19 protein-coding genes and 1 riboswitch are annotated in these 24,949 nt (G+C 57.4%); of the genes, 6 read left to right on the forward strand and 13 right to left on the reverse strand.

Features of this window, described 5'->3' with window-relative positions; translation table 11 throughout:
• Window positions 1-37: 37 nt before the first annotated feature.
• Window positions 38-2,389: an LPS assembly protein LptD gene (gene lptD, locus KW829_RS15165; RefSeq protein ID WP_218308538.1), complete on the reverse strand. Its 2,352-nt coding sequence runs from the start codon at window positions 2,387-2,389 to the stop codon at window positions 38-40.
• 240 nt (window positions 2,390-2,629) lie between these two features.
• Here lptD and djlA point away from each other — a divergent pair, with 240 nt between their 5' ends.
• A complete protein-coding gene (djlA, locus tag KW829_RS15170; protein ID WP_218308539.1) occupies window positions 2,630-3,445 on the forward strand; it encodes a co-chaperone DjlA in 816 nt (271 codons plus the stop codon).
• Window positions 3,446-3,477: 32 nt separating this feature from the next.
• Here the strand turns inward: djlA and rluA are convergent, their stop codons facing one another.
• From rluA to araB, 6 genes are all read right to left on the reverse strand, one after another.
• On the reverse strand, window positions 3,478-4,137 hold the full coding sequence (gene rluA / locus KW829_RS15175; RefSeq protein ID WP_218308540.1) for a bifunctional tRNA pseudouridine(32) synthase/23S rRNA pseudouridine(746) synthase RluA: 660 nt from the start codon (window positions 4,135-4,137) through the stop codon (window positions 3,478-3,480).
• 12 nt (window positions 4,138-4,149) lie between these two features.
• Window positions 4,150-7,056: an RNA polymerase-associated protein RapA gene (rapA, locus tag KW829_RS15180; RefSeq protein ID WP_218308541.1), complete on the reverse strand. Its 2,907-nt coding sequence runs from the start codon at window positions 7,054-7,056 to the stop codon at window positions 4,150-4,152.
• Between the two features lie 127 nt (window positions 7,057-7,183).
• Entirely contained in the window at window positions 7,184-9,541 is a 2,358-nt protein-coding gene (gene polB / locus KW829_RS15185; RefSeq protein WP_218308542.1) for a DNA polymerase II, read from the reverse strand.
• A 116-nt stretch (window positions 9,542-9,657) separates the two neighbouring features.
• Window positions 9,658-10,353 (reverse strand): L-ribulose-5-phosphate 4-epimerase, encoded by a 696-nt coding sequence (araD, locus tag KW829_RS15190; RefSeq protein ID WP_218308543.1) that lies wholly within the window; start codon window positions 10,351-10,353, stop codon window positions 9,658-9,660.
• Between the two features lie 86 nt (window positions 10,354-10,439).
• A complete protein-coding gene (gene araA, locus KW829_RS15195) occupies window positions 10,440-11,942 on the reverse strand; it encodes an L-arabinose isomerase (RefSeq protein WP_218308587.1) in 1,503 nt (500 codons plus the stop codon).
• Between the two features lie 10 nt (window positions 11,943-11,952).
• A complete protein-coding gene (gene araB, locus KW829_RS15200; protein WP_126815991.1) occupies window positions 11,953-13,662 on the reverse strand; it encodes a ribulokinase in 1,710 nt (569 codons plus the stop codon).
• A gap of 336 nt (window positions 13,663-13,998) precedes the next feature.
• Between araB and araC the strand changes: the two genes are divergently transcribed.
• Together araC and KW829_RS15210 are read left to right on the forward strand one after the other, a co-directional pair.
• On the forward strand, window positions 13,999-14,844 hold the full coding sequence (gene araC / locus KW829_RS15205) for an arabinose operon transcriptional regulator AraC (protein ID WP_089599198.1): 846 nt from the start codon (window positions 13,999-14,001) through the stop codon (window positions 14,842-14,844).
• Window positions 14,845-14,962: 118 nt separating this feature from the next.
• A complete protein-coding gene (locus tag KW829_RS15210) occupies window positions 14,963-15,730 on the forward strand; it encodes a DedA family protein (RefSeq protein WP_218308544.1) in 768 nt (255 codons plus the stop codon).
• 123 nt (window positions 15,731-15,853) lie between these two features.
• Here KW829_RS15210 and thiQ read toward each other — a convergent pair whose 3' ends face one another.
• The 4 genes from thiQ to sgrR form a co-directional block, all read right to left on the reverse strand.
• The gene (thiQ, locus tag KW829_RS15215; protein WP_218308545.1) at window positions 15,854-16,555 is read right to left on the reverse strand and encodes a thiamine ABC transporter ATP-binding protein ThiQ; all 702 of its coding nucleotides are present in this window, start codon (window positions 16,553-16,555) and stop codon (window positions 15,854-15,856) included.
• On the reverse strand, window positions 16,539-18,149 hold the full coding sequence (gene thiP / locus KW829_RS15220) for a thiamine/thiamine pyrophosphate ABC transporter permease ThiP (protein WP_218308546.1): 1,611 nt from the start codon (window positions 18,147-18,149) through the stop codon (window positions 16,539-16,541). The genes thiQ and thiP overlap by 17 nt, the downstream gene beginning before the upstream one ends.
• On the reverse strand, window positions 18,125-19,108 hold the full coding sequence (gene thiB, locus KW829_RS15225) for a thiamine ABC transporter substrate binding subunit (protein ID WP_218308547.1): 984 nt from the start codon (window positions 19,106-19,108) through the stop codon (window positions 18,125-18,127). Before thiB ends, thiP begins: the two co-directional genes overlap by 25 nt.
• 31 nt (window positions 19,109-19,139) lie before the next feature.
• Window positions 19,140-19,240, reverse strand: a riboswitch (TPP riboswitch).
• A 36-nt stretch (window positions 19,241-19,276) separates the two neighbouring features.
• Window positions 19,277-20,932, reverse strand: coding sequence for an HTH-type transcriptional regulator SgrR (sgrR, locus tag KW829_RS15230; protein ID WP_218308548.1), 1,656 nt, complete (start codon window positions 20,930-20,932; stop codon window positions 19,277-19,279).
• 88 nt (window positions 20,933-21,020) lie between these two features.
• On the opposite strand from sgrR, the gene sgrT reads away from it, so the two are divergent.
• The 3 genes from sgrT (at window position 21,021) to KW829_RS15245 (ending at window position 22,841) form a co-directional block, all read left to right on the forward strand.
• Window positions 21,021-21,173 carry a glucose uptake inhibitor SgrT gene (sgrT, locus tag KW829_RS15235; protein ID WP_010427011.1) on the forward strand — a complete coding sequence of 51 codons (153 nt, stop codon included), beginning with the start codon at window positions 21,021-21,023 and terminating at the stop codon, window positions 21,171-21,173.
• Window positions 21,174-21,293: 120 nt separating this feature from the next.
• Window positions 21,294-22,472 carry a sugar efflux transporter gene (locus KW829_RS15240; RefSeq protein ID WP_218308549.1) on the forward strand — a complete coding sequence of 393 codons (1,179 nt, stop codon included), beginning with the start codon at window positions 21,294-21,296 and terminating at the stop codon, window positions 22,470-22,472.
• A gap of 216 nt (window positions 22,473-22,688) precedes the next feature.
• On the forward strand, window positions 22,689-22,841 hold the full coding sequence (locus tag KW829_RS15245; protein ID WP_010427008.1) for a Hok/Gef family protein: 153 nt from the start codon (window positions 22,689-22,691) through the stop codon (window positions 22,839-22,841).
• A gap of 91 nt (window positions 22,842-22,932) precedes the next feature.
• Here KW829_RS15245 and leuD read toward each other — a convergent pair whose 3' ends face one another.
• Both leuD and leuC read right to left on the reverse strand, forming a co-directional pair.
• Window positions 22,933-23,538 carry a 3-isopropylmalate dehydratase small subunit gene (gene leuD, locus KW829_RS15250; RefSeq protein ID WP_218308550.1) on the reverse strand — a complete coding sequence of 202 codons (606 nt, stop codon included), beginning with the start codon at window positions 23,536-23,538 and terminating at the stop codon, window positions 22,933-22,935.
• A gap of 10 nt (window positions 23,539-23,548) precedes the next feature.
• Window positions 23,549-24,949 (reverse strand): 3-isopropylmalate dehydratase large subunit, encoded by a 1,401-nt coding sequence (leuC, locus tag KW829_RS15255; RefSeq protein WP_218308551.1) that lies wholly within the window; start codon window positions 24,947-24,949, stop codon window positions 23,549-23,551.

Consider the following 24,949-nt stretch of genomic DNA (forward strand, 5'->3'; position numbering starts at 1 on the left):
TTAACCGCAAAGCGGATTATGTTGCAAATCAAGCACATTACAAGGAACTGCGGTAAGGCAGAATGTTCGAGCGCAGCATCTGCTGTGTGCCCAGACCGTAGTTGGAACTCAGGCCGCGCAGCTCGACATTAAAGCCAATCACGTTATCGTATTTGCCCTGACTGTTTTGAGTATCCCAGCCGTTAAGTTTGCGTTCGTAGCCGACACGCAGCGCGTAACAGCAGGAGTTATATTGCAGACCTAGCATCTGGTCAGCGGGTTTTTGGGCATTCGTGTCATAGTAGTAGGCTCCGACGATTGACCAACGATCGGCGATTGGCCAGCTCGCGGCGCCACCCACCTGCGAAATACCATCTTTGTACTGGTCAGCATTGGCGTAGTTCGGCAATGTCGCCTGAATATATTCCGGGCTGGCATAACGGTACGTCAACTGCACCATACGGTCTTCATCACGACGGTATTCAATGGCAGCACTGCCCGTCGCGATGTTATCCAGTCGAGTGTCGTACTGAACACCACCGCGCAGACCCCAACGATCGGTCATGCGCCAGTAGGTATCACCTGCCCACACCAGTGAACCCGTTTTGTTGTCTTTCTCCCAGTTAATGTCGTCATCACCGGTACGAGACTCGGTGAAATAGTAGATTTGACCAACAGAAACGTTAAAACGTTCAACGGCAGATTCATCATAAACGCGCGTTGTGACGCCGGTCGTTAACTGGTTAGCGGACGCAATACGGTCGAGACCCCCATAGGTCCGGTCACGGAACAAGCCGCTGTAGTCAGACTGCAGGAAAGAGGAGTCGTAGTTCTGAATTTTGCTCTGATCGCGATAAGGCACATAGAGATACTGCATACGCGGTTCAAGCGTCTGGGTATACCCATCAGACAGCAGGCCCATATCACGTTCGAAAATCAGCTTCCCGTCCATCTTGAACTGAGGAAGCGTACGGTTTACCGATTCGTCAAGATCGGTGCCATAGCGATTGTTGTACCAATCCAAGTTTTTTTGCTGGTAGTGCGTCGCCATCAGCTTGGCTTCGGTGTTCAGGCTTGCCCAGTCGTTCGACAAAGGTAAGTTAATGGTTGGTTCGAGGTGAAGACGCGTTGACTCTGGCATATCCGAGTTGGTGTTGACGAAGTGCACCGCCTGGGCGTAGACGCGGGTGTCGAAAGGACCGACATCGTTCTGATACCAGTTAACGTCCAGCTGCGGTTCAGCACCATAGGTGCTCCGTGTCTGCGTGTCAAAGACCTGGAACTGCTTGGTCGACACCGTGGCGTTAAAGTTCTCAATGGCGTAGCCCACGCTGAATTTCTGCGTGGCGTAGCCGTCCGTACTGGAACCGTATTTAGAATCAAAGTCGTTGAAATAGTACGGGTCGCTGACTTTGGTATAGTCGACGTTGAAGCGCCAGACCTGATCCAGTACCCCGGCATGCTTCCAGTAATACATCCAGCGGTGTTTATCACCTTCTGTTGGGTGCTCGTCCTGGAAGACTTTGTCCGATGGCAGATAATCAAACTCCATCAAACCGGCACCCGCTTTGGTCAGATAGCGGAACTCGTTTTCCCACATGATGTTACCGCGCTTATGGATATAGTGCGGCGTGATCGTCGCATCCATGTTTGGCGCGATATTCCAGTAATACGGCAGGTAGAACTCAAAGTAGTTCGAGGTGCTGTATTTGGCATTCGGGATCAGGAAACCGGAACGTCGTTTGTCGCCTACGGGAAGCTGCAGGTAAGGGCTGTAGAAAACAGGGACCGGGCCGAGCTTAAAGCGGGCGTTCCAGATCTCCGCGACCTGTTCTTCACGATCGTGAATAACTTCACTGCCCACCACGCTCCAGGTATTCGAGCCCGGCAGACAGGAGGTGAAGGAACCGTTTTCCAAAATCGTATAGCGGTTTTCACCACGCTGTTTCATTAGGTCAGCTTTACCGCGCCCCTGACGACCCACCATCTGGTAATCACCTTCCCAGACGTTGGTATCTTTAGTATTCAGATTTGACCAGGCTTTCGGACCTTTCAGGATGACCTGGTTGTCGTCATAGTGCACATTACCCAGCGCATCCACCGTACGTACTGGCGCAGCCGCACCTTCTGGTTGCTTCTGATGCAACTGCACTTCATCTGCCTGCAGACGGCTGTTGCCCTGGTTAATATCGACATTGCCCGTAAAGGTGGCATTGTCAGGATAATTACCTTTTGCACTGTCGGCATTGATGGTAACCGGCAAGTCATTCGCATCGCCCTCAACCAGTGGACGATCGTAACTTGGGACGCCAAGCATACATTGCGAGGCGAGATCGGCTGCCAGCCCCTGTTGGCTGTACAGAGCGGCGCCAATCATTGTGGCCAGGAGGGTGGGGATACGTTTTTTCATACGTTGTATTTTATTGTTCCGTCATCAGTGGCTACGGCTTACAAACGCTCAGAGACTATCTTACTCATCAGCGCAGTACCAGCGTTAATCCTGCCCGTTTGCGTGCCAGAGTGTTAGGCTCGCTATCGAATGACGAGTATGATAATGCAAATTATAGGCGATGTCCCTCAATTGACCGTGGCGCGACCACTGTAATGATGGCGTTGCGTCGAACCAGGAACATGACTATTCGGGGAGTATATGCAGTATTGGGGTAAAATCATCGGCGTTGCGTTCGCATTAATCATGGGCGCTGGCTTTTGGGGCGTGGTACTGGGCCTTATTATCGGCCATATGTTTGATAAGGCACGCAGCCGCAAAATGGCCTGGTTCGCCAACCAGCGCGAGCGTCAGTCGCTCTTTTTCTCCACCACCTTTGAGGTGATGGGGCATTTAACCAAATCAAAAGGGCGCGTCACCGAAGCCGATATTCAGATTGCCAGCGTATTCATGGATCGCATGAATCTGCATGGTGAATCTCGCGTGGCAGCGCAAAATGCGTTTCGTATCGGTAAAGCGGATAACTATCCGCTGCGTGAAAAAATGCGTCAGTTCCGCAGCATCTGCTTCGGACGTTTTGATTTAATTCGGATGTTTCTGGAGATTCAAATTCAGGCGGCCTTCGCCGATGGCTCCCTTCATCCCAATGAGCGGGACGTTTTATACGTCATTGCTGAAGAGCTGGGGATCTCCCGCATGCAGTTCGACCAGTTCCTGCGCATGATGCAGGGTGGCGCGCAGTTTGGCGGGGGTTACCAGCAGCAATCCTCCGGCGGCGGCTGGCAGCAGACGCCGCGTGGCCCGACGCTGGAAGATGCCTGCAACGTGCTTGGCGTAAAGCCTTCTGACGATCAGACCACGATCAAGCGTGCCTATCGTAAGCTTATGAGCGAGCATCATCCGGACAAGCTGGTCGCGAAAGGTTTACCGCCAGAGATGATGGAGATGGCGAAGCAGAAAGCGCAGGAAATTCAGAAAGCCTACGAGCTGATAAAAGAGCAAAAAGGTTTTAAATAAAAAAAATGGCCCGATGATATCGGGCCATTTTTTTAGAAGTCCACCGGTGCCTTAAAGGTCATCGCATTGCCAAAAACCGGATGGGTAATGGTGAGGGTCTGCGCATGCAGCAGCAGGCGCGGAGCCAGCGCCAGTGCTTCTGGCGGCGCGTAAAACCGGTCTCCCAGAATCGGGTGGCCCAGGGCGAGCATATGTACGCGCAGCTGGTGAGAGCGCCCGGTAATCGGCTTAAGCAGGACGCGCGCGGTGTTATCCGGCGCGTACTCCAGCACTTCATACTCGGTTTGCGCCGCCTTGCCGGTTTCATAGCACACCTTCTGCTTTGGCCGGTTCGGCCAGTCGCAGATCAGCGGTAAATCGACCAGACCCTCTTCGCTTGCCGGATGGCCCCAGACGCGCGCGACGTACTGCTTTTTCGGTTCGCGCTCGCGGAACTGGCGTTTCAGCTCGCGTTCCGCTTCTTTATGCAGAGCCACCACAATCACGCCGCTGGTGGCCATGTCGAGGCGATGGACGGACTCCGCCTGCGGATAATCGCGCTGAATACGCGTCATCACGCTGTCTTTGTGCTCGTCCAGACGCCCCGGCACGGACAACAGGCCGCTTGGCTTGTTGACCACCATAATGTGCTCATCCTGATAAAGGACGACCAGCCAGGGATCCTGAGGGGGATTGTAGGGCTCCATCACCATCTTGCGCTCCGTTTACTGATGCGTCACAACGATGAGACGCAGGGCGTCCAGGCGCCAGCTTGCCTGATCCAGGCTCTCAAGCACCTGCTGACGATTGCTTTCAATCGCCGCCAGTTCATCGTCACGAATGTTCGGGTTAATCGCTTTTAACGCTTCCAGACGCGAAAGCTCTGCTGAGAGCTTCTCGTCGGCTTCGCTGCGTGCCGCATCAACCAATTCACGAGCTGCTTTTTCAACCTGGGTTTCACCCAGTTGCAGAATAGCATGCACGTCCTGCTGAACGGCGTTGACCAGTTTGCTGCCGGTGTGACGGTTAACCGCGCTCAACTGACGGTTGAAGCTCTCGAACTCGACCTGCGCGGCCAGGTTAGTACCGTTTTTATCCAGCAGCAGACGCACCGGCGTCGGCGGCAGGAATCGGGTAAGCTGCAGCTGTTTTGGCGCCTGCGCTTCCACAACGTAGATCAGTTCGACCAGCAGGGTGCCCACTGGCAGCGCCTTGTTTTTCAACAGGGAGATGGTGCTGCTGCCGGTATCGCCGGAGAGGATCAGATCCAGACCGTTGCGGATCAGCGGGTGCTCCCAGGTAATGAACTGGGCGTCTTCGCGAGACAGTGCCACATCACGTTCGAAGGTGATCGTGCAGCCATCTTCCGGCAGGCCCGGGAAATCCGGAACCAGCATATGATCCGACGGAGTGAGGACGATCATGTTCTCGCCGCGATCGTCCTGGTTGATCCCGACGATGTCGAACAGGTTCATGGAGAAGCTGATTAAACTGGTGTCGTCATCCTGCTCTTCGATGCTTTCCGCCAGCGCCTGCGCTTTTTCGCCGCCGTTGGAATGGATCTCCAGCAGACGGTCGCGGCCCTGCTCCAGCTGTGCTTTCAGCGCATCGTGCTTCTCACGGCAGGACTTGATCAGCTCATCAAACCCTTCCGCGTTTTCCGGCGCGGCCAGGTAGCCGATCAGATCGCCATGTACCTGATCGTAAATCGTGCGGCCCGTCGGGCAGGTATGTTCAAACGCATCCAGACCTTCGTGGAACCAGCGTACCAGCACGGACTGCGCGGTTTTTTCCAGGTAAGGAACGTGGATCTGAATATCATGCGCCTGACCGATACGATCCAGACGACCGATACGCTGCTCCAGGAGATCCGGGTTAAACGGCAGATCGAACATTACCAGGTTGCTGGCGAACTGGAAGTTACGGCCTTCAGAGCCGATCTCCGAGCACAGCAGCACCTGCGCACCGCTGTCCTCTTCCCCGAACCACGCTGCCGCACGGTCGCGCTCGACGATGGACATGCCTTCGTGGAACACGGCAGCGCGAATACCTTCACGCTCGCGGAGGACCTGCTCCAGCTGCAGCGCGGTGGCCGCTTTGGCGCAGATCACCAGCACCTTCTGGGAGCGGTGGGCTGTCAGATAGCCCATCAGCCACTCCACGCGCGGGTCAAAGTTCCACCAGGTGCCGGTATCACCTTCAAATTCCTGGTAGATTTGTTCCGGATAAAGCATGTCGCGGGCGCGCTCTTCCTGGGTTTTGCGGGCGCCCATTATGCCGGAGACTTTAATTGCCGTCTGATACTGCGTCGGCAGCGGCAGTTTAATCGTATGCAGCTCGCGTTTCGGGAAACCTTTGACGCCGTTACGGGTGTTGCGGAACAGCACGCGGCTGGTGCCGTGGCGATCCATCAGCATGTCGATCAGCTCTTTGCGCGCGGATTCCGCGTTGTCGCTGTCGCTGTTGGCAGCCTGCAGAAGCGGCTCGATATCCTGCTCGCCAATCAAATCGCTCAGGGTGTTCAGCTCATCGTTAGAGAGGCGATTGCCCGCCAGCAGCAGGGCGACGGCATCGGCAACCGGGCGGTAGTTCTTCTGCTCTTCTACAAACTGCTCGAAATCGTGAAAACGGTTTGGATCGAGCAGGCGCAGACGGGCGAAGTGACTCTCAAGACCCAGCTGCTCCGGCGTTGCGGTCAGCAGAAGAACGCCAGGCACGCGCTCGGCAAGCTGCTCGATAGCCATATATTCGCGGCTCGGCGCATCTTCGCTCCAGACCAGGTGGTGCGCTTCGTCGACCACCATAATGTCCCACTCGGCATCGCACAGGTGCTCCAGGCGCTGCTTGCTGCGGCGCACGAAGTCCAGCGAACAGATGACCAGCTGTTCGGTTTCAAACGGGTTGTCGGCGTCGTGCTGCGCTTCGGCATAACGTTCGTCGTCGAACAGGGAGAAGCGCAGGTTGAAGCGGCGCAGCATCTCAACCAGCCACTGGTGCTGCAGGGTTTCCGGAACCACGATCAGCACGCGCTCGGCAGCGCCAGAAAGCAGCTGTTGGTGCAGGATCATGCCCGCTTCGATGGTTTTACCCAGGCCCACTTCGTCGGCCAGCAGCACGCGAGGCGCGTGGCGACGGCCCACGTCATGGGCGATGTTCAGCTGGTGAGGGATCAGGCTGGTGCGCTGGCCGCGCAGGCCGCTCCACGGCATGCGGTACTGTTCGCTCTGGAACTTACGCGCGCGATAGCGCAGAGAGAAGCGATCCATACGGTCAATTTGCCCGGCAAACAGGCGGTCCTGCGGCTTACTGAACACCAGTTTGCTGTCGAGCAGCACTTCACGCAGGATGACATTGGCCTCATCTGTATCAAGACGAGTACCAATGTAGGCGAGCAGTCCATTCTCTTCTTTTACGTCTTCAATCTTGAGCTGCCAGCCGTCATGGCTGGTCACGGTGTCGCCCGGATTGAACATCACGCGGGTAACAGGGGAGTCATTGCGAGCGTACAGACGGTTTTCACCGGTGGCAGGGAAGAGGAGGGTAACCATGCGCGCATCGACGGCAACGACGGTTCCCAATCCAAGTTCGCTTTCTGTATCGCTGATCCAGCGTTGACCAAGTGTAAAAGGCATAGTTGTTCGGCTCTAATCTTTAATTGCAGGCAATAGTTCAACCACCGTCAAAAAGACGGTCATCGAAAAATGGGTCCGGGAATGGAAAGGGCGCTATGGTACTGGATGGCAGCCATTTCGTCACGCGTCAAAATAGGCCAAGTTGCCCTGTCACTAGTGTAGCAAAATCATCGTTGATGAAGGGCAAAATTCCCTCCGCGACCGGCTGAAGCTGGCGCGTCAGATAGTGATCGTAATCGAGCGGCGATTGCTGGTAATCAACCGGTTCCGGGCCGCTGGTGGTCCAGACATATTTGATTGTGCCACGGTTTTGATACTGCGGCGCGCGGCCCCGCCGCACGTTCTCTTCATCCGCCAGTCGCGCGGCGCGCACATGGGGCGGCACATTACGCTGGTATTCCGCCAGCGGGCGGCGCAGGCGCTTGCGATACACCAGCTGGGCGTCAAGTTCGCCCGCCATCAGGCTGGCGATGGTTTCGCGGATGTAGTCCTGATACGGCTCATTGCGGAACACCCGCAGGTAGAGGGTTTGCTGGAACTGCTGCGCCAGCGGCGTCCAGTCGGTGCGCACCGTCTCCAGCCCTTTAAAGACCATCCTCTGCGCGTCGCCCTCCTGAATCAGCCCGGCGTAGCGCTTCTTGCTGCCCTGATCGGTGCCGCGAATGGTGGGCATTAAAAAGCGGGCAAAATGGGTTTCAAACTCCAGCTCCAGCGCGCTGGTTAACCGCTCTTTTTGCAAATGTTTGCCCCACCAGTCGTTCACAAAGGCCACAAGCTCTTTGCCGATGCGGGCGGCGTCGCCTTCTGAGTGCGCGCCTTTCAACCACACAAAGGTGGAGTCCGTGTCGCCATAAATAACGTCATAGCCCCGGGATTCAATCAGCGCTTTGGTCTGGCGCATAATCTCGTGTCCGCGCATTGTGATGGAGGAGGCCAGTCGCGGGTCGAAGAAGCGGCAGGCGCTGGTGCCCAGCACGCCGTAAAAGGCGTTCATGATGATTTTCAGCGCCTGAGAAAGGGGCTTATTGCCGTGGCGCTTGGCCTCATCGCGGCCGTGCCAGATGTTGCCCACGATTTCAGGCAGACAGTGTTTTTCCCGCGAGAAGCGTGCGCCGAGGAAGCCTTCGGTGCTGCGTTCATCGTCCGGCTGCGCCATGCCCTCAACCAGCCCGACGGGATCGATCAGGAAAGTGCGGATAATCGATGGGTAGAGGCTTTTGTAATCCAGCACCAGCACCGAGTCATACAATCCTGGCCGGGAGTCCATCACGTACCCGCCGGGACTGGCCTGCGGCGGCACGTCCCCGAGGTTGGGGGCAACGTACCCTGCCCGGTGCATTCGCGGAAAATAGAGGTGGCTAAAGGCCGCCACGGAGCCGCCGTGTCTGTCAGCCGCGAGTCCGTTCACCGTCGCGCGCTCCAGCAGGAACGGCATGATCTCGGTTTTGTGGAAAATCTGCGTCACCAGCTCGCAGTCTTTCAGGTTATAGGTGGCGAGCGCCGGTTTGTCTTCGCTAAAGCGCCGGTCGATCTCGTCCATTCGGTCCCAGGGATTGTCGATGGATTTGCCTTCGCCAAGCAGCTCCTGCGCGACCGCTTCAAGGGAGAATGAAGAGAAGTTCCAGAAGGCGGACTTAAGCGCCTCGATGCCGTCAATAATCAGGCGACCGTTAGCCTGTGCAAAGAAAACACCGTTCTTAAAACCGTGCTCGCGCCATTCCAGCTCGCTGTTTCCGCGCCCCAGCATCAGCGGGATGCGGTAGCGCTCGGCGTGTTTCTGCAGTACGCGCAGGTCAAACTGCACCACGTTCCAGCCGATCAGAACATCGGGATCATAGTCGGCAAACCACTCGTTAAGCTTCTCCAGCAGCTGCGGGCGGCTGTTGACGTACTCAAGCCGGAAATCCAGCGCGGACGCATCGCCATTCGGAGGACCGAGCATATAGACAACCCGATCGCCGCAGCCTTCCAGGCCAATGCAGTAAAGCTCGCCGTGGCGGGTGGTTTCGATATCCAGGGAGACCCACTTCAGCGGCGGGCGATAGTGTGGGTTAGGTTTCAGGCGAGCATTCACGACGCTGCCGTTTTGTTCGATGCCATCAACCCAGACAGGGGCGGTAATGAACCGCTCCATCAGAAAGCGTTCTGGTGGGCGGATATCCGCTTCGTAAAGCGTCACGCCCGCTTCGCGGAGCAGCTTTTCGTAGCGCATTAATTGACGATGGGCGCGGCAGTAAAGGCCGAAGACCGGCTGACGATGGAAATCTTTCAGTTCAAGCGGCGTCAAACGCCAGCCGTTTTCTCCGCGCAGTAGCTGTTTCACTTTTTCGACGTGAGGCTCTGGGATAAAAGCCACGGATTCCTGCGGCGGCAGCACAACCTGCAGCGGGCCATTGTCCGTCGCCAGCCAGAACGCGACCTCGGTGCCCTGAGGGGTATCCCGCCAGTGTCGGGTCAGTAAAAAGCCTTCTTGCGCCTGCGCCACGCTGTTATCCCAGAAAACAAAACCAGGCCTGATTATAGCCTGGTTGAGGTGGGTTTGCTGGGGTTTTATACAGTGTCTGTTTTGCCGGATGACGCTGCGCTTATCCGGCCTACAAGCTACTGCCCGTAATACGCTTTCGCGCCGTGCTTGCGCAGATAATGCTTATCGAGCAGGGTCTGCTGCATGTCCGGCAACTGCGGTGCCAGCTGTCGGCAGAAGATCCCCATATAGGCGACCTCTTCGAGCACGATGGCGTTATGCACCGCGTCTTCCGCGTTTTTACCCCAGGCAAACGGGCCGTGGGAGTGCACCAGCACGCCGGGCATTTGCGCCGCGTCGATACCCTGTTTTTCGAAGGTTTCAACAATCACGTTACCCGTTTCCCACTCGTACTCACCGTTAATCTCCGCATCGGTCATCAGGCGCGTGCAGGGAATGGTGCCGTAGAAGTAGTCCGCGTGGGTGGTGCCGGTCGCCGGGATGGACTGGCCCGCCTGCGCCCAAATAGTGGCATGGCGCGAATGGGTATGCACAATGCCGCCGATGGTCGGGAATGCCTGATACAGCAGGCGGTGGGTGGGCGTGTCGGAGGAGGGCTTTTTGTTGCCTTCCACCACTTCACCCGTTTCGATGCTGACCACCACCATGTCTTCTGCGGTCATTACCGCGTAATCCACGCCGGAAGGCTTGATCACGAACACGCCTTTTTCCCGGTCAGCGGCGCTGACGTTGCCCCAGGTCAGGGTCACCAGGTTATGTTTCGGCAGCGCCAGGTTGGCTTCGAGCACCTGACGTTTGAGATTGTCTAACATTATAGTCTCCTGCCGGATGGCGTTTCGTTTACCGGGCCTACGGAACCGTAGGCCCGGTAAACGCAGTGCCACCGGGCATTCAGGGCTTAGCGTTTTGAACCGTAATAGACTTCGTTCCAGCGCAGCGCGTCCTTGAAGGCGGGCAGGCGGGTATCGTTATCAATGACGGTCAGTTCGATATCGTGCAGTTCCGCAAACTGACGCATATCGTTCAGATCCAGCGCGTGGCTGAACACCGTATGGTGCGCGCCGCCGGCCAGGATCCAGGCCTCTGAGGCGGTTGGCAGGTCAGGCTGTGCTTTCCACAGGGCGTTGGCGACCGGCAGTTTCGGCAGAGAATGTGGGGTTTCAACCGCATCGACGCAGTTCACCAGCAGGCGGAAACGATCGCCGAGGTCGATCAGGCTGGCGTTGATGGCCGGGCCGGTGCGGGTGTTGAAGATCAGACGCGCCGGATCGGCTTTACCACCGATGCCGAGATACTGCACGTCGAGGATCGGTTTCTCTTCGACGGCGATTGTCGGACACACTTCCAGCATGTGGGAGCCGAGCACCAGGTCGTTGCCGTTTTCGAAGTGGTAGGTGTAGTCCTCCATAAAGGAGGTGCCGCCCTGCAGACCGGTCGACATCACCTTCATGATGCGAAGCAGAGCGGCAGTTTTCCAGTCGCCTTCGCCCGCAAAGCCGTAGCCCTGCTGCATCAGACGTTGTACCGCCAGACCCGGCAGCTGTTTCAGACCGTGGAGATCTTCAAAGGTGGTGGTAAAAGCGTGGAAGCCGCCCTGTTCCAGGAAGCGCTTCATGCCCAGCTCGATGCGCGCCGCGTCCAGCACGTTCTGGCGCTTGTCGCCGTTGGTTTGTGCCGCAGGCGTCAGGCGGTAGCTGCTTTCGTACTCGTCCACCAGCGCGCTTACGTCGCCATCGCTGATTTCATTCACCACCTGCACCAGGTCGCCCACGGCCCAGGTATTCACGGAGAAACCAAACTTGATCTGCGCGGCCACTTTATCGCCGTCGGTGACCGCAACTTCACGCATGTTGTCACCAAAACGCACCACTTTCAGGTGGCGGGTGTCCTGCTTAGAGACCGCCTGACGCATCCAGGAGCCGATACGTTGTTGCGCCTTGCCATCCTGCCAGTGGCCGGTGACCACCGCGTGCTGCTGGCGCATACGCGCCCCGATGAAGCCGAACTCGCGGCCGCCGTGCGCGGTCTGGTTCAGGTTCATAAAGTCCATGTCGATGCTGTCCCACGGCAGGGAGGCGTTGAACTGGGTATGGAACTGTAGCAGCGGTTTGTTGAGGATAGACAAACCGTTGATCCACATTTTTGCTGGCGAGAAGGTGTGCAGCCACACCACCAGACCGGCGCATTTATCGTCGTAGTTGGCGTCGCGGCAGATGTGAGTGATTTCGTCCGGCGTGGTGCCCAGCGGTTTCAGCACCAGTTTGCACGGCAGTTTAGCTTCCGCGTTCAGCGCGTTAACCACGTGCTCCGCGTGTTTCGTCACCTGCTGCAGCGCTTCCGGTCCGTACAGATGCTGGCTGCCAATCACAAACCACACTTCATAGTTATTAAAAATGGTCATCATCGTGTCCTTAATGGGTCAGGGTTGCCGTAGTGTCCGCGGTGCTTTTAGCCGGGGCGGCGACAGGGAGATAGTGAAGTTCGGCGCTTTTTGCCCATTGCTGGTAGCGCTGATAAAGCTGCTCGAAGCGTTGCGCCTGCTGGGCACGCGGCTGAAGGGTGTTTTCGACGGCACTCGCCATATGCTGCTGCGCGGTCGGGATGTCGGCATGGACGCCTGCGGCCACGGCGGCAAAAATCGCCGCGCCCAGGGCACAGCACTGATCGGAGGCCACAATCTGCAGCGGACGGTTCAGCACGTCGCAGCAGGCCTGCATGATCACCGGGTTTTTACGGGCGATGCCGCCCAGCGCCATCACGTTGTTCACGTCGATGCCCTGCTCGGTGAAGCACTCCATAATGGCGCGGGCGCCGAAGGCCGTTGCGGCAATCAGGCCGCCGAACAGCGCAGGCGCGTCGGTTGCCAGGTTGAGATCCGCGATCACCCCTTTCAGACGCTGGTTGGCGAACGGCGTGCGACGACCGTTAAACCAGTCCAGCACCACCGGGAGATGATCGAGCGAGGGATTTTTCGCCCAGGCTTCGGTGAGCTGAGGCAGAAGCTGCTTTTTGCTGTCGGCTATCTGGGTTTTTAGTTCAGGATGCGCCGCCGCCAGCTGGTCCAGCGGCCAGCCCAGCACGCGGCCAAACCAGGCGTAGATATCGCCAAACGCGGACTGACCGGCTTCGAGGCCGATAAAGTCCGGCACCACGCTGCCGTCCACCTGGCCACAGATGCCCTTCACCGCGCGGTCGCCGACGGTGGCTTTATCCGCCGTCAGAATGTCGCAGGTGGAGGTGCCGATAACTTTTACCAGCGTGTTTGGCTGCGCGCCTGCGCCCACGGCGCCCATATGGCAGTCAAAGGCGCCGCCGGAGATCGCCACGTTCTGCGGCAGGCCCAAACGTTTCGCCCACTCTTCGCAGAGCGTGCCGACCGGAATATCGGCGGTAAAGGTGTCGGTAAACAGCGGATATGTCAGGTTCTTGTTGATAATCGGGTCGAGCTCATCGAAGAACGCTGCTGGAGGCAGGCCGCCCCAGCTTTCATGCCATAACGATTTATGCCCGGCGCTGCAGCGGCCGCGGCGGATATCCTGTGGACGCGTGGTGCCGGAGAGCAGGGCAGGCACCCAGTCGCACAGCTCAATCCACGATGCGGCTGCCTGCGCAACGGAGGCGTCGGCGCGGGTAACGTGGAGGATCTTGGCCCAGAACCATTCACTGGAATAAATCCCGCCGATGTAGCGCGAGTAGTCGGTTTTGCCTGGCTGATGGCACAGGCGCGTGATGGCTTCAGCCTCTTCCACGGCGGTGTGGTCTTTCCACAGCACGAACATGGCGTTCGGGTTGTCGGCGAACTCCGGGCGCAGTGCCAGCACGCGGCCTTCGGCATCCACCGGGGCAGGCGTTGAGCCGGTGCTGTCGACGCCAATCCCGACAATCTCCGCCCGCTGGGCGTCCGTCAGTTCAGCCAGGACGGTTTTGATCGCCGCTTCCATCGACTCGATATAGTCACGCGGGTGGTGGCGGAACTGGTTGTTTGGCGCATCGCAGTAGCGCCCCTCTTGCCAGCGCGGGTACCACTCAACGCTGGTTGCTATCTCCTGGCCGGACGTACAGTCCACTGCCAGCGCGCGAACCGAATCGCTGCCAAAATCGAGGCCAATCGCAATTGCCATGGTGTTGCTCCATCAAAAAACAGGTATGGAAGAACATTAGAGACTGGGGGCGAAAATCGTCAGGCAGGATCCGCTAATCTTATGGACTAAATTGCTGTTGCGATTGAAAGTGTGACGCCGTGCAAATATTCAATGTGGACATTTCTGCCGCGCTTATAGACACTTTTGTTACTGCTTATCTGCTCATACTGGCGGAGAAATCAGAGAGAAAGGCTGAAACATGGCGGACGTAAAAGAGACATAATGCTTTTTGGATCTTTTTGCGGGCCATTTTTATACTGCTTTTAACGATATGGACAATTGGTTTCCTTCAGGACCGTTGGGAGTATTGAAATTATGGCTGAACCGCAAAATGATCCCCTGCTGCCGGGCTACTCGTTTAATGCTCACCTGGTGGCAGGGTTGACGCCCATTGAGGCTGAGGGCTATCTCGATTTCTATGTCGACCGACCGCTCGGAATGAAAGGGTATATTTTGAACCTCACCGTGCGCGGTGAAGGGGTCATCAAAAACGGCGATCAGCAGTTTATCTGCCGCCCCGGCGATATGCTGCTGTTCCCGCCTGGGGAGATCCACCACTACGGCCGCCACCCGGATGCCAAAGAGTGGTATCACCAGTGGGTCTACTTCCGCCCGCGCGCCTACTGGCAGGAGTGGCTTTCGTGGCCCGCCATTTTTGCGCATACCGGCTTTTATCGCCCGGATGAGGCGCATCTGTCGCAGTTTCGCGAGCTGTTTGCCCAGATTATTGAGGCGGGACAGGCGGGCGGACGCTACGCCGAACTGCTGGCGATTAACCTGCTTGAACAGGTGCTGCTGCGCCGGATGGAAGCGATCAATGAATCGCTTAACCCGCCGCTGGATAACCGCGTCCGCGACGCTTGTCAGTACATCAGCGACCATCTGGCCGACAGCCAGTTTGATATTGCCAGCGTCGCCCAGCACGTTTGCCTGTCGCCTTCGCGCCTGTCGCATCTGTTCCGCCAGCAGCTTGGCGTGAGCGTGCTGAGCTGGCGCGAAGATCAGCGCATCAGTCAGGCGAAGCTGCTGCTCAGCACCACCCGAATGCCTATTGCCACCGTGGGGCGCAATGTGGGCTTCGAAGATCAGCTCTATTTCTCTCGCGTATTTAAAAAATGCACCGGGGCCAGCCCGAGCGAATTCCGTGCGGGATGTGAATAAACGGTAAACATTCAGGTGAACTTCAGGAGCATCTTGTAAACTATTCAGACAATTGATGCCTTGACGCGGTGCGGGGCGCTAAGCAGAATCGCTGATTCGTTTTCTGACCGGAATAGTTATGCAGGCATTGCTGGAACACTTTATTACCCAGTCCGTTATGTACTCGCTCATCGCCGTGGCGCTGGTGGCGTTTCTGGAATCGCTGGCGCTGGTTGGGCTTATCCTGCCCGGCACCGTGATGATGGCGGGGCTTGGCGCATTTATCGGCAGCGGTGAGGTTAATTTCTGGCAGGCATGGATGGCCGGTATCATCGGCTGTTTGCTGGGCGACTGGATCTCCTTCTGGCTGGGCTGGCGCTTTAAAAAGCCGCTGCACCGCTGGTCATTTATGAAAAAGAACAAGGCGCTGCTGGATAAAACCGAGCACGCGCTGCATCAGCACAGCATGTTCACCATCCTCGTCGGCCGCTTTGTCGGGCCAACGCGTCCGCTGGTGCCAATGGTGGCGGGGATGCTGGATCTGCCCGTTGCGAAATTCGTGGTGCCGAACATTATCGGCTGTGTCTTCTGGCCGCCGTTTTACTTCCTGCCCGGCATCCTGGCCGGAGCGGCAATTGATATTCCTGACGGAATGCAAAGCGGCGAGTTTAAGTGGCTGCTGCTGGGCACGGCGGTACTGCTGTGGCTGGCGGTCTGGCTCTGCTGGCGGCTTTGGCGCAGCGCGAAAGCCAACGTCGATCGCCTGACGCGCTATCTCCCGCGCACTCGCCTGCTCTGGCTGGCCCCGCTGACGCTGGGTGTAGCTGTCGTGGCGCTGGTGGCGCTGATCCGCCACCCGCTGATGCCGGTGTATGGCGAGATTTTATTAAAAGTGGTGAGCCGTTAAGATGTTTTCCCTCTCCCGGTGGGAGAGGGCATCAGAGCGCACAAGGTAGAAGCAAAACGGCAACGGGTTGCCGTTTTTGATGTTTGTACCCTCTCCCTGTGGGAGAGGGCCAGGGTGAGGGCATCAGACCGCACGAATGCCCAGCAGCGAAGACGCCCCCGCTTTACCACTCAGCAGTTCTTCTGTTTTTCCATCCCACAAAATACGCCCTTCGGCAATGACCACCGATCGCGGCGCAATCCGCGCGGCATCCTCAATACTGTGCGACACCATCAGCATCGTCAGTTGCTGGCGCTGGCAGACGTCCTGCACCAGGGCGAGCATCTCCTGACGCAGCGCAGGATCGAGCGCAGAGAAGGGTTCATCCAGCAGCAGCACCGGCTGCGCGCGCACCAGACAGCGTGCCAGCGCCACGCGCTGACGCTGGCCGCCGGAAAGCTCACCCGGCAGCCTGTCGATGAACCCGGCGATCCCCATTTGCGCGGCAATACTCTCCAGCTTTTGGCGCTGGGCGTCGTTCAGCTTGAGTCCCGGATGCATCCCCAGCGCGATGTTTTGTCGCACTGTCAAATGGTTAAAGAGGTTGTTTTCCTGAAACAGCATCGAGACCGGACGCTTTGCCGGCGGAGTTCGGGTATGGTCCCGGTTTTCAATCACTATCGATCCGCTCGCCGGTTGCAGAAAACCGGCAATCAAATTAAGCAGCGTACTTTTCCCCGCGCCGCTTGGGCCAAGTACGGCGATCATCTCCCCCTGACGCACGGAGAGTGTGAAGCGCATCGGCAGATGCTGATAAAGCCAGGTTACATCAGTCAGTTCTAACATCACGCCCCGGAAGTTTTTCGATAACGGTGAATAACGCAAAGCACAGCAGCAGCAGTAAGAGTGCCGTGACGGCCCCATCCTGGCTGCGGTAGGAGCCAATTTGCTGGTAAAGCCAGAACGGCAGGGTGCGGAAGTCTTCATTACCGAAGAGCGCCACTACGCCAAAATCCCCAATCGACAGCACGCAGGCAAAGGCCAGCGCCTGGGCGAGCGGACGTTTCAGAGCGCGGAGTTCCACCACTTTCAGCCGCTGCCAGCCCTGCATGCCCAGCGACTGACACAGCAAACCGTAGCGGCTGTTCACGTCGCGCATCGGGTTTTCCAGCACTTTGAGCGCGTAAGGAATAGCCATCAGTGCGTTGGTGAAAATCACAATGCCGTCGGCGCTTTCCGGCAGGCCGATGGTGCTGTTGAACAGCAGGAAGAAGCCCGTCGCGAGCACGATGCCCGGCATCGCCAGAATCAACATGCCTGTCAGCTCCAGCATTTGCCCGGCCTTACGGGCCTGACGCGCGTAGAGTTCGCGGCTGCTCCACAGTAGCATCATGGTCAGCATGACGCACAGCAGTCCGGCAGCCAGCGCTATGCGTACAGAGGTCCAGGTTGCCTGCCAGAGCACGGGCTGTTGCAACACGGACACAAGATTGAGGTTCAGTCCGTCAATGATAACGGCCAGAAGCGGCGGCAGCAGTAGCAGGAGCGCCAACGCAATCAGGATAAAATCGATGACGCGGCTGTGCAGGCTATCCTGCGGATCGCGCCAGCCTGCTATCTGATTACTGCCGGGAGAAAGGGATTTACTCAGCCGCTGGCTGAGTAGCACCAGTGCGAGACAGCAAATCATCTGCACCATCGCCAGCAGCGCGGCGCGGCCCGGGTCGTAGTCGTAACTCAGCGCCTGGTAGATCGCCAGCTCGATGGTGGTGGCCTGCGGCCCGCCGCCGAGAGACAGCACGGTGGCAAAGCTGGCAAAGCAGAGCATGAAGATTAATGCCGCCACGGGCGGGATCTGGCGGCGCAGCCACGGCCATTCTACGAAGCGGAAGAAAGACACGCCGCGCATGCCAAGCTGGGCGGCAATCTGGCGCTGTTCGCCGGGTATGTTTTCCAGCGCCTGCAAAAAGAGGCGCGTCGCCATCGGCATATTGAAAAAGACGTGCGCGAGCAGAATGCCCTTCAGCCCGTAGGGGGAGAAGGTCCACTCTAGCCCTGAAATCGCAAAAAGCGAGGCCAGCCAGCCCTGACGGCCATACACGCTCAGGATGCCAAATACGGCTACCAGCACCGGCAGGATCAGCGTCATGGCGCACAGGCGCAGCAGCGCCTGCCTGCCGGGAAAACGCCGCCGATACAGTGCTCGCGCAAGAAAAATGGCCGGGATCACCGAGAGCAGGGCAGAAAGAAACGCCTGCCAGAAGGAGAATCGGATCACGTGCCAGAGGTAGCTGTCGTGCCAGAGTGCGAGCAGGTCACTCTCCGGCGCGTTAAACCACAGTGCAAGGAATGCCCCCAGGCTGACCGCCACCATCAGCAGGGCGGCGAGCAGACCGGGGATTAACCAGCCGGGAATCAACGGCTGACGGCGCGTTGCCATTCACTTACCCATGCGGCACGCTGCGCGGCGACCTGCTGCGGCGTAAATTCCAGCGAGGTTGTTGGTTTGGTTAGCTGCTCGAAACCTGCTGGCAGCGCAACGTTCGTGACGGGATACATCCAGTTACCTGCCGGGATGGCGTTCTGGAACGCCGGTGAAACCATAAATTTCAGGAACTTTTCAGCCAGTTCCGGCTGTTTGCTGGCAGCGGTACGTGCTGCCACTTCTACCTGCAGGTAGTGACCTTCAGCAAAATTCGCCGCGGCGTAGTTGTCTTTCTTCTCGGCAATGATGTGGTAGGCCGGAGAGGTGGTATAGCTCAGCACCAAATCGCTTTCACCTTTCAGGAACAGGCCATAGGCTTCGCTCCAGCCTTTAGTCACGGTGACGGTTTTGGCGGCCAGTTTTTGCCACGCTTCCGGCGCTTTATCGCCATAGACCTTTTGCATCCACAGCAGCAGGCCCAGCCCCGGCGTACTGGTACGCGGATCTTCATAAATCACGCGCCACTTCTGCTCGCTCTCGACCAGCTCTTTCAGGCTTTTCGGCGGGTTTTTCAGCTTATTTTTGTCATAAACAAAAGCAAAGTAGCCGTAATCGAACGGCACGAAGGTGTCGTTTTTCCAGCCGCCCGGCACGTTAACGGCATTTGACGCGACGCCGCTTTTGGCAAACAGTTTGGTTTGCGAGGCAGCGTCCAGCAGGTTGTTATCCAGCCCGAGCACTACGTCAGCCTTGCTGTTTTTCCCTTCCATACGCAGGCGGTTGAGCAGCGACACGCCATCTTCCAGCGCGACGAACTTCAGCTCGCAGTTGCAGTCGGCTTCAAAGGCTTTTTTGACTACCGGGCCAGGGCCCCAGTCGGCAGAGAAGGAGTCATAGGTGTAGACCGTCAGGACGGGCTTCGCAAAAGCAGGCAGCGCAAACAGCGCCAGCAGGGGGAGAACTTTTTTTAACACTTTGCACCTCAAAGTTGAGTGGCAAAGGATTTTGAGCGACAGCCTCAAATCCCTTCGCCGGCGTTATCCGGATCAGGTTCGACGGGTATTATCTCAGCGCACATCAGTGATGCAGCACCCCGTTGAGAACGGCGCTATTGTAATGATTTGGTGAATATTACGAAAGCGTTATGGCTCCGGCGGTGCAAACCAGGCGGATTTAAAATCAAACCAGCCCAGGGTATTCATCCGCAGGCCGCGCATGCTGCGCTGTCCCTGGATCATCAGCCAGTGGTGGATCAGCGGCACGATCGCCTGTTCGGCAAGTAACGCCTGGCACCACGTGGCTAAATTCATCTCGCCCGCGCGCCACAAGGCGGCGTCCTGCTGCCAGTCTCGATCGATGCAGTGCTGGATCAGCGGGACTTCATACAGGTGCGAGAAGAGCGAGAAATCGAGCGGCAGGGTGAAGTTGGCGCTGTTCAGCCAGATATCACTGGTGATATCTCCCTGGTGCCATTCGTCATAGTCAACTTCTTTGACCTCCAGCGTTACCCCTTCGGCCGCCAGCAGTCGGGTCATGATTCTGGCGATAAAACGATGCTCCACATGCTCGCGGTAGTAGGTCAGGGTGATGGACTCCAGCCCTGCGGGCTTTTCGCTACGCGCTGGACGAGCGTGGTGCCAGCGTGGAAGCAGGCCGTAGGCCGGGAACCACCAGGCCTGATACTGAACGTCGGCATGATAAATCAGATTCGCGGGGGCCAGAATATGGCTGATCCACTCACGCACCTGAGGATTTGCGCCGCGATGGGTGCGGCGGTCAAACAGCAGATAATAACAGCCCTCTTCAAGGCGGCTCTCGACGGCCTTTTCCCCTGTCGTCGGCCCTTCCAGCGTCAGCCCGGCGCTCAGCTCTTCATTGAGATCCGGTAATACCCACACGTTCACTTCGTCGATCAGCGCCCGATAGCCAAAATAGTCATCAAAGGCGCGGATCTTCAGCTGGTTGCTGTTGTTTCGGGAGACGGCATAAGGGCCGGTACCAATTGGCTGGCTGGCGAAATCATTCAGCGATTCCCACTCGCCGGGCAAAATCATCGACGGCACATAGCCCAGCAGCCAGGGGAGCCACTTATCCTGCTGCGACAGTTCAATATCCAGCGTCCACGCCGTAGGGGAGTGGACGCGCGAAATATGTGAGTAAAGGGGGAGCTTGCGGGCGCGTTCCAGAGAAGAGATGACGTCGCTCATTTCCAGCTCGCGGCCATGATGAAAATGGATGCCGGGGCGTAAAAAGAAGCGCCAGTGGAGTGAAGAGAGTTGCTGCCAGTGGTGCGCGATATCGGCTTCCAGTTCCCCGTTTTCCTCATTTATCCGCGTCAGCCCGCTGAAAATTTGCCGGGCCATATGGGTTTCAGATCGCCGTAACGCCGTGCCGGGCAACAGATTTTTCATCGGACGGTAGTAAAGCACCCGCAGAATATGGCGGCCCTGACGAAAGCTGCGCCCCAGATGGGAAACCAGCATCTGGCGCACGGCGGCTTTGTCGCCCACCAGCTGTACCAGCTGCTCGATGCGGTCCTGCTCCAACAGGTCTTCCGCCCGCTGCTGCTGCAGCGCCAGGCCGGTGTAGAGGAACGTCAGGCGCGAGCGCTTGCCGCGTCCCGCTTCGGCTTCCCAGTTTAGCCAGCCCTGCTGCTGCATGGTGTTGAGCAGCGTGCGCATGTGTCGGCGCGAACAGTTGAGCAGGTCAGCCAGTTCGTTCAGCGTGGTCTCCTGAGATTGCCCCTCACAGCACTGCCAGAGGCGGATAAATTGTTGTTGCAGACGACCAGAAGGCATAAAAGGGGAACTCCTGACAAAAAACCAGCAATTTATTAATCCCTATATTAGGACAATAATTCTTCCCGATGAAGTGAGGAGGTAAATTATGAAGAGGTCTACCGCACGTCAGTTTTATCAGCAGTACTTTTCAGCGACAAAAGGATTGTCCTGGCTGGCCCGCCAGTGTGCAGAGCAACGGCTGAAAACGTTAGAAGAATTGATGCAGTGGGACGTTACGAAACCGACCTCTTCTCGCTAACTCGCCTCGATCATGTGTGACTGAGTATTGGTGCTAATCACCCGCCAGCAAAATGTTTTTGCTGGCTTTTTTCGTTTACTATTTCACCCAATTTCGATTCGCTTTCACAAGGACTTGCGCATGCTGTGGTTGATGACGATGGGGCGACGCCTGAACGGCGTGTATGCCGCTTTTATGCTGGTCGCCTTTATGATGGGCGTGGCGGGGGCGCTTCAGGCACCGACGCTGAGCCTGTTTCTCAGCCGCGAGGTGGGGGCGCAGCCGTTTTGGGTGGGGCTGTTCTATACCGTCAACGCCATTGCCGGGATCCTGGTCAGCCTGTGGCTGGCAAAACGATCCGACAGTCAGGGTGACAGGCGCAAGCTGATCCTCTTTTGCTGTGTGATGGCCGTAGGCAACGCGCTGCTGTTTGCCTTTAACCGTCATTATTTGACCCTCATTACCTGCGGCGTGCTGCTGGCGTCACTGGCGAACACTGCCATGCCGCAGCTGTTCGCGCTGGCGCGCGAATACGCCGATAGCTCGGCGCGGGAAGTGGTGATGTTTAGCTCCGTGATGCGCGCGCAGCTCTCGCTGGCGTGGGTCATTGGACCGCCGCTGGCCTTCATGCTGGCATTGAACTACGGCTTCACCACCATGTTTTCCATTGCCGCCGGGATTTTTGTCATCAGTCTGGCATTGATTGCCTTCGCGCTGCCGTCTGTGGCGCGAGTCGAACAGACGACGGATACACCTGTCACCCAGGTGAGCGGCTGGCAGGACAAAAACGTCCGTATGCTGTTTATTGCCTCCACGCTGATGTGGACCTGCAATACCATGTATATCATCGACATGCCGCTGTGGATCAGCAGCGATCTGGGTTTACCGGACAAGCTCGCGGGGATCCTCATGGGGACCGCCGCCGGGCTGGAGATTCCGGCAATGATTCTGGCGGGATACTACGTTAAGCGCTTCGGAAAGCGTCGGATGATGATTGTAGCCGTGGCGGCCGGGGTGCTGTTCTACGCGGGGCTGATTCTTTTCCATTCACGTGAAGCGTTGCTGGCGCTTCAGCTGTTTAACGCCGTGTTTATTGGTATTGTTGCCGGGATCGGCATGCTCTGGTTCCAGGATTTAATGCCGGGCCGCGCTGGCTCTGCAACCACGCTTTTCACCAACAGCATTTCAACGGGCGTTATTCTGGCAGGGGTGATTCAGGGGGCGCTGGCGCAAAGCTATGGCCATGCCTCGGTTTACTGGATGATTGCCGCGATTTCGGTGGTTACGCTTGGGCTGACTTGCCGGGTTAAGGATGTCTGATTCTGGAAGGCGGCTTCACGAAATGAAACGACTTTCTGACAGGTACCTGGAAGGAGAATAGAGTGCGTGGCGGGTGCTTGAGGCTGTTTGCCTCAGGCTTTCGCAAGAGGCAAACAGTGGAGAGTCCCACATCAAAAAACTGATGGGGAGACAAACTTCACAACCAACATTGCGAGGTTAGTCTCTTCATTGCCGAAAAGCAATAAGGAGGCTGGAATGCCAAAACGTACTCTGCTGTTAGGTTTGTTTCTGATCTGTACGACGCTGTTGATCTTCACCTGGATGGTGCGTGACTCGCTGTGCGAGCTGCACTTCAGACAGGAGAAAACAGAGCTGGCGGCAGTGTTGGCTTACGAAGCAAAACGTTAGCGGTATTGGCGGGGACATTTCCCCGCCTCTCCAGAGTGGTTGAGCCTCAACGCGCCCTTATCAATGGCCCGCGCCCTGCGGGCCATTGCCTTTAGCCCATAAACGCAGGCTGTTTTTTCTCGTACGCTGAGATAGCGTCTTCGTGCTGGAGAGTTAAACCAATGCTGTCGAGACCGTTCAGCATGCAGTGACGGCGGAACGCATCAATGCTGAAGCTGTAGGTCTTATCCCCGGCTTTCACCACTTCCGCTTCCAGATCAACTTCAAACGATATGCCCGGATTTGCCTGCACCAGCGCAAACAGCTCATCGACCTGTTCATCGCTCAGCGTGACCGGCAGCAACTGGTTGTTGAAGCTGTTGCCGTAGAAGATATCCGCGAAGCTCGGGGCAATGACCACTTTAAAGCCGTAGTCCGTGAGCGCCCACGGCGCATGTTCACGGGATGAACCGCAGCCAAAGTTTTCCCGCGCCAGCAAAATGGAGGCGCCTTTGTATTCCGGAAAGTTCATCACGAATTCCGGATTAGGTACTTCGCCCTTATCGTCCAGGAAACGCCAGTCGTTGAACAGGTGTGCCCCAAAACCGGTACGCGTTACTTTCTGTAAAAACTGCTTAGGAATGATCGCATCAGTATCGACGTTAGCGGCGTCCAGCGGGACAACCCGGCCTGTATGTTGGGTAAATTTCTCTGCCATGATTGTCTCCTTATTTGAGGCTGCGAATATCGGCGAAATGACCGGTAACTGCCGCAGCGGCGGCCATTGCCGGGCTGACCAGATGGGTGCGCCCACCTCGGCCCTGACGGCCTTCAAAGTTACGGTTGCTGGTGGATGCGCAGCGCTCGCCCGGATTCAGGCGGTCGTTGTTCATCGCCAGACACATGGAGCAGCCAGGCAGACGCCATTCGAAGCCTGCTTCAATGAAGATCTTATCCAGACCTTCTGCTTCCGCCTGCGCCTTCACCGGACCGGAGCCTGGAACCACCAGCGCCTGCACGCCTGGTGCCACTTTGCGGCCTTTGGCAATCTCGGCGGCGGCACGCAAATCTTCGATACGGGAGTTGGTGCAGGAACCAATAAAGACTTTATCAATGGTTACGTCGGTCAACGGAACGCCAGGTTTCAGCCCCATATAGGCCAGCGCTTTTTCCGCACTGGCGCGCTCGACCGGATCGGTGAAAGACGCCGGATCGGGGATGCTGTCGTTGACGGAAATCACCTGACCCGGGTTGGTGCCCCAGGTAACCTGCGGCGCAATCTCTTCTGCCTGCAGCGTGACAACGGTATCAAAGCTCGCACCGTCGTCGGTTTTCAGGGTTTTCCAGTATTCGACGGCATCGACATAATTCTGTTCTTTTGGCGCGTGCAGACGGCCCTTGACGTAGTTGAATGTGGTTTCGTCCGGCGCGACCAGACCGGCTTTGGCGCCCATTTCAATGGCCATGTTGCACAGGGTCATACGCCCTTCCATGCTCAGCGCCTGAATGGCTTCTCCGCAGAACTCAACAACGTGGCCGGTACCGCCCGCGCTGCCGGTTTTGCCGATGATCGCCAGCACGATGTCTTTCGCGGTGATGCCCGGCGCGGCTTTACCTTTTACCTCAATCTTCATGGTTTTGGCGCGACCCTGCTTCAGGGTCTGCGTTGCCAGAACATGTTCCACTTCGGAAGTGCCAATCCCGAACGCCAGCGCGCCAAACGCGCCGTGGGTCGCGGTATGGGAGTCACCGCACACGATGGTCATGCCCGGCAGGGTGATACCCTGTTCTGGCCCCATCACGTGGACGATGCCCTGATAGGGATGGTTCAGGTCGTACAGCTCAACGCCAAACTCGTTGCAGTTCTTAATCAGCTCCTGCATCTGAATGCGGGCCATCTCACCTGAGGCATTAATGTCTTTGGTCTGGGTGGAAACGTTGTGATCCATCGTCGCGAAGGTTTTACCCGGCTGACGTACCGGGCGCTTGTGCGCGCGCAGGCCGTCAAATGCCTGAGGTGAGGTCACTTCGTGCACCAGGTGGCGGTCAATGTAAAGCAGCGGGGTTTCGTTTGGCGCCTCGTAGACAACGTGCGCATCAAACAACTTTTCATATAACGTCTTAGCCAT

This window comes from Enterobacter sp. ENT02 (genome assembly GCF_019219165.1).
Classification (GTDB): domain Bacteria; phylum Pseudomonadota; class Gammaproteobacteria; order Enterobacterales; family Enterobacteriaceae; genus Enterobacter; species Enterobacter mori.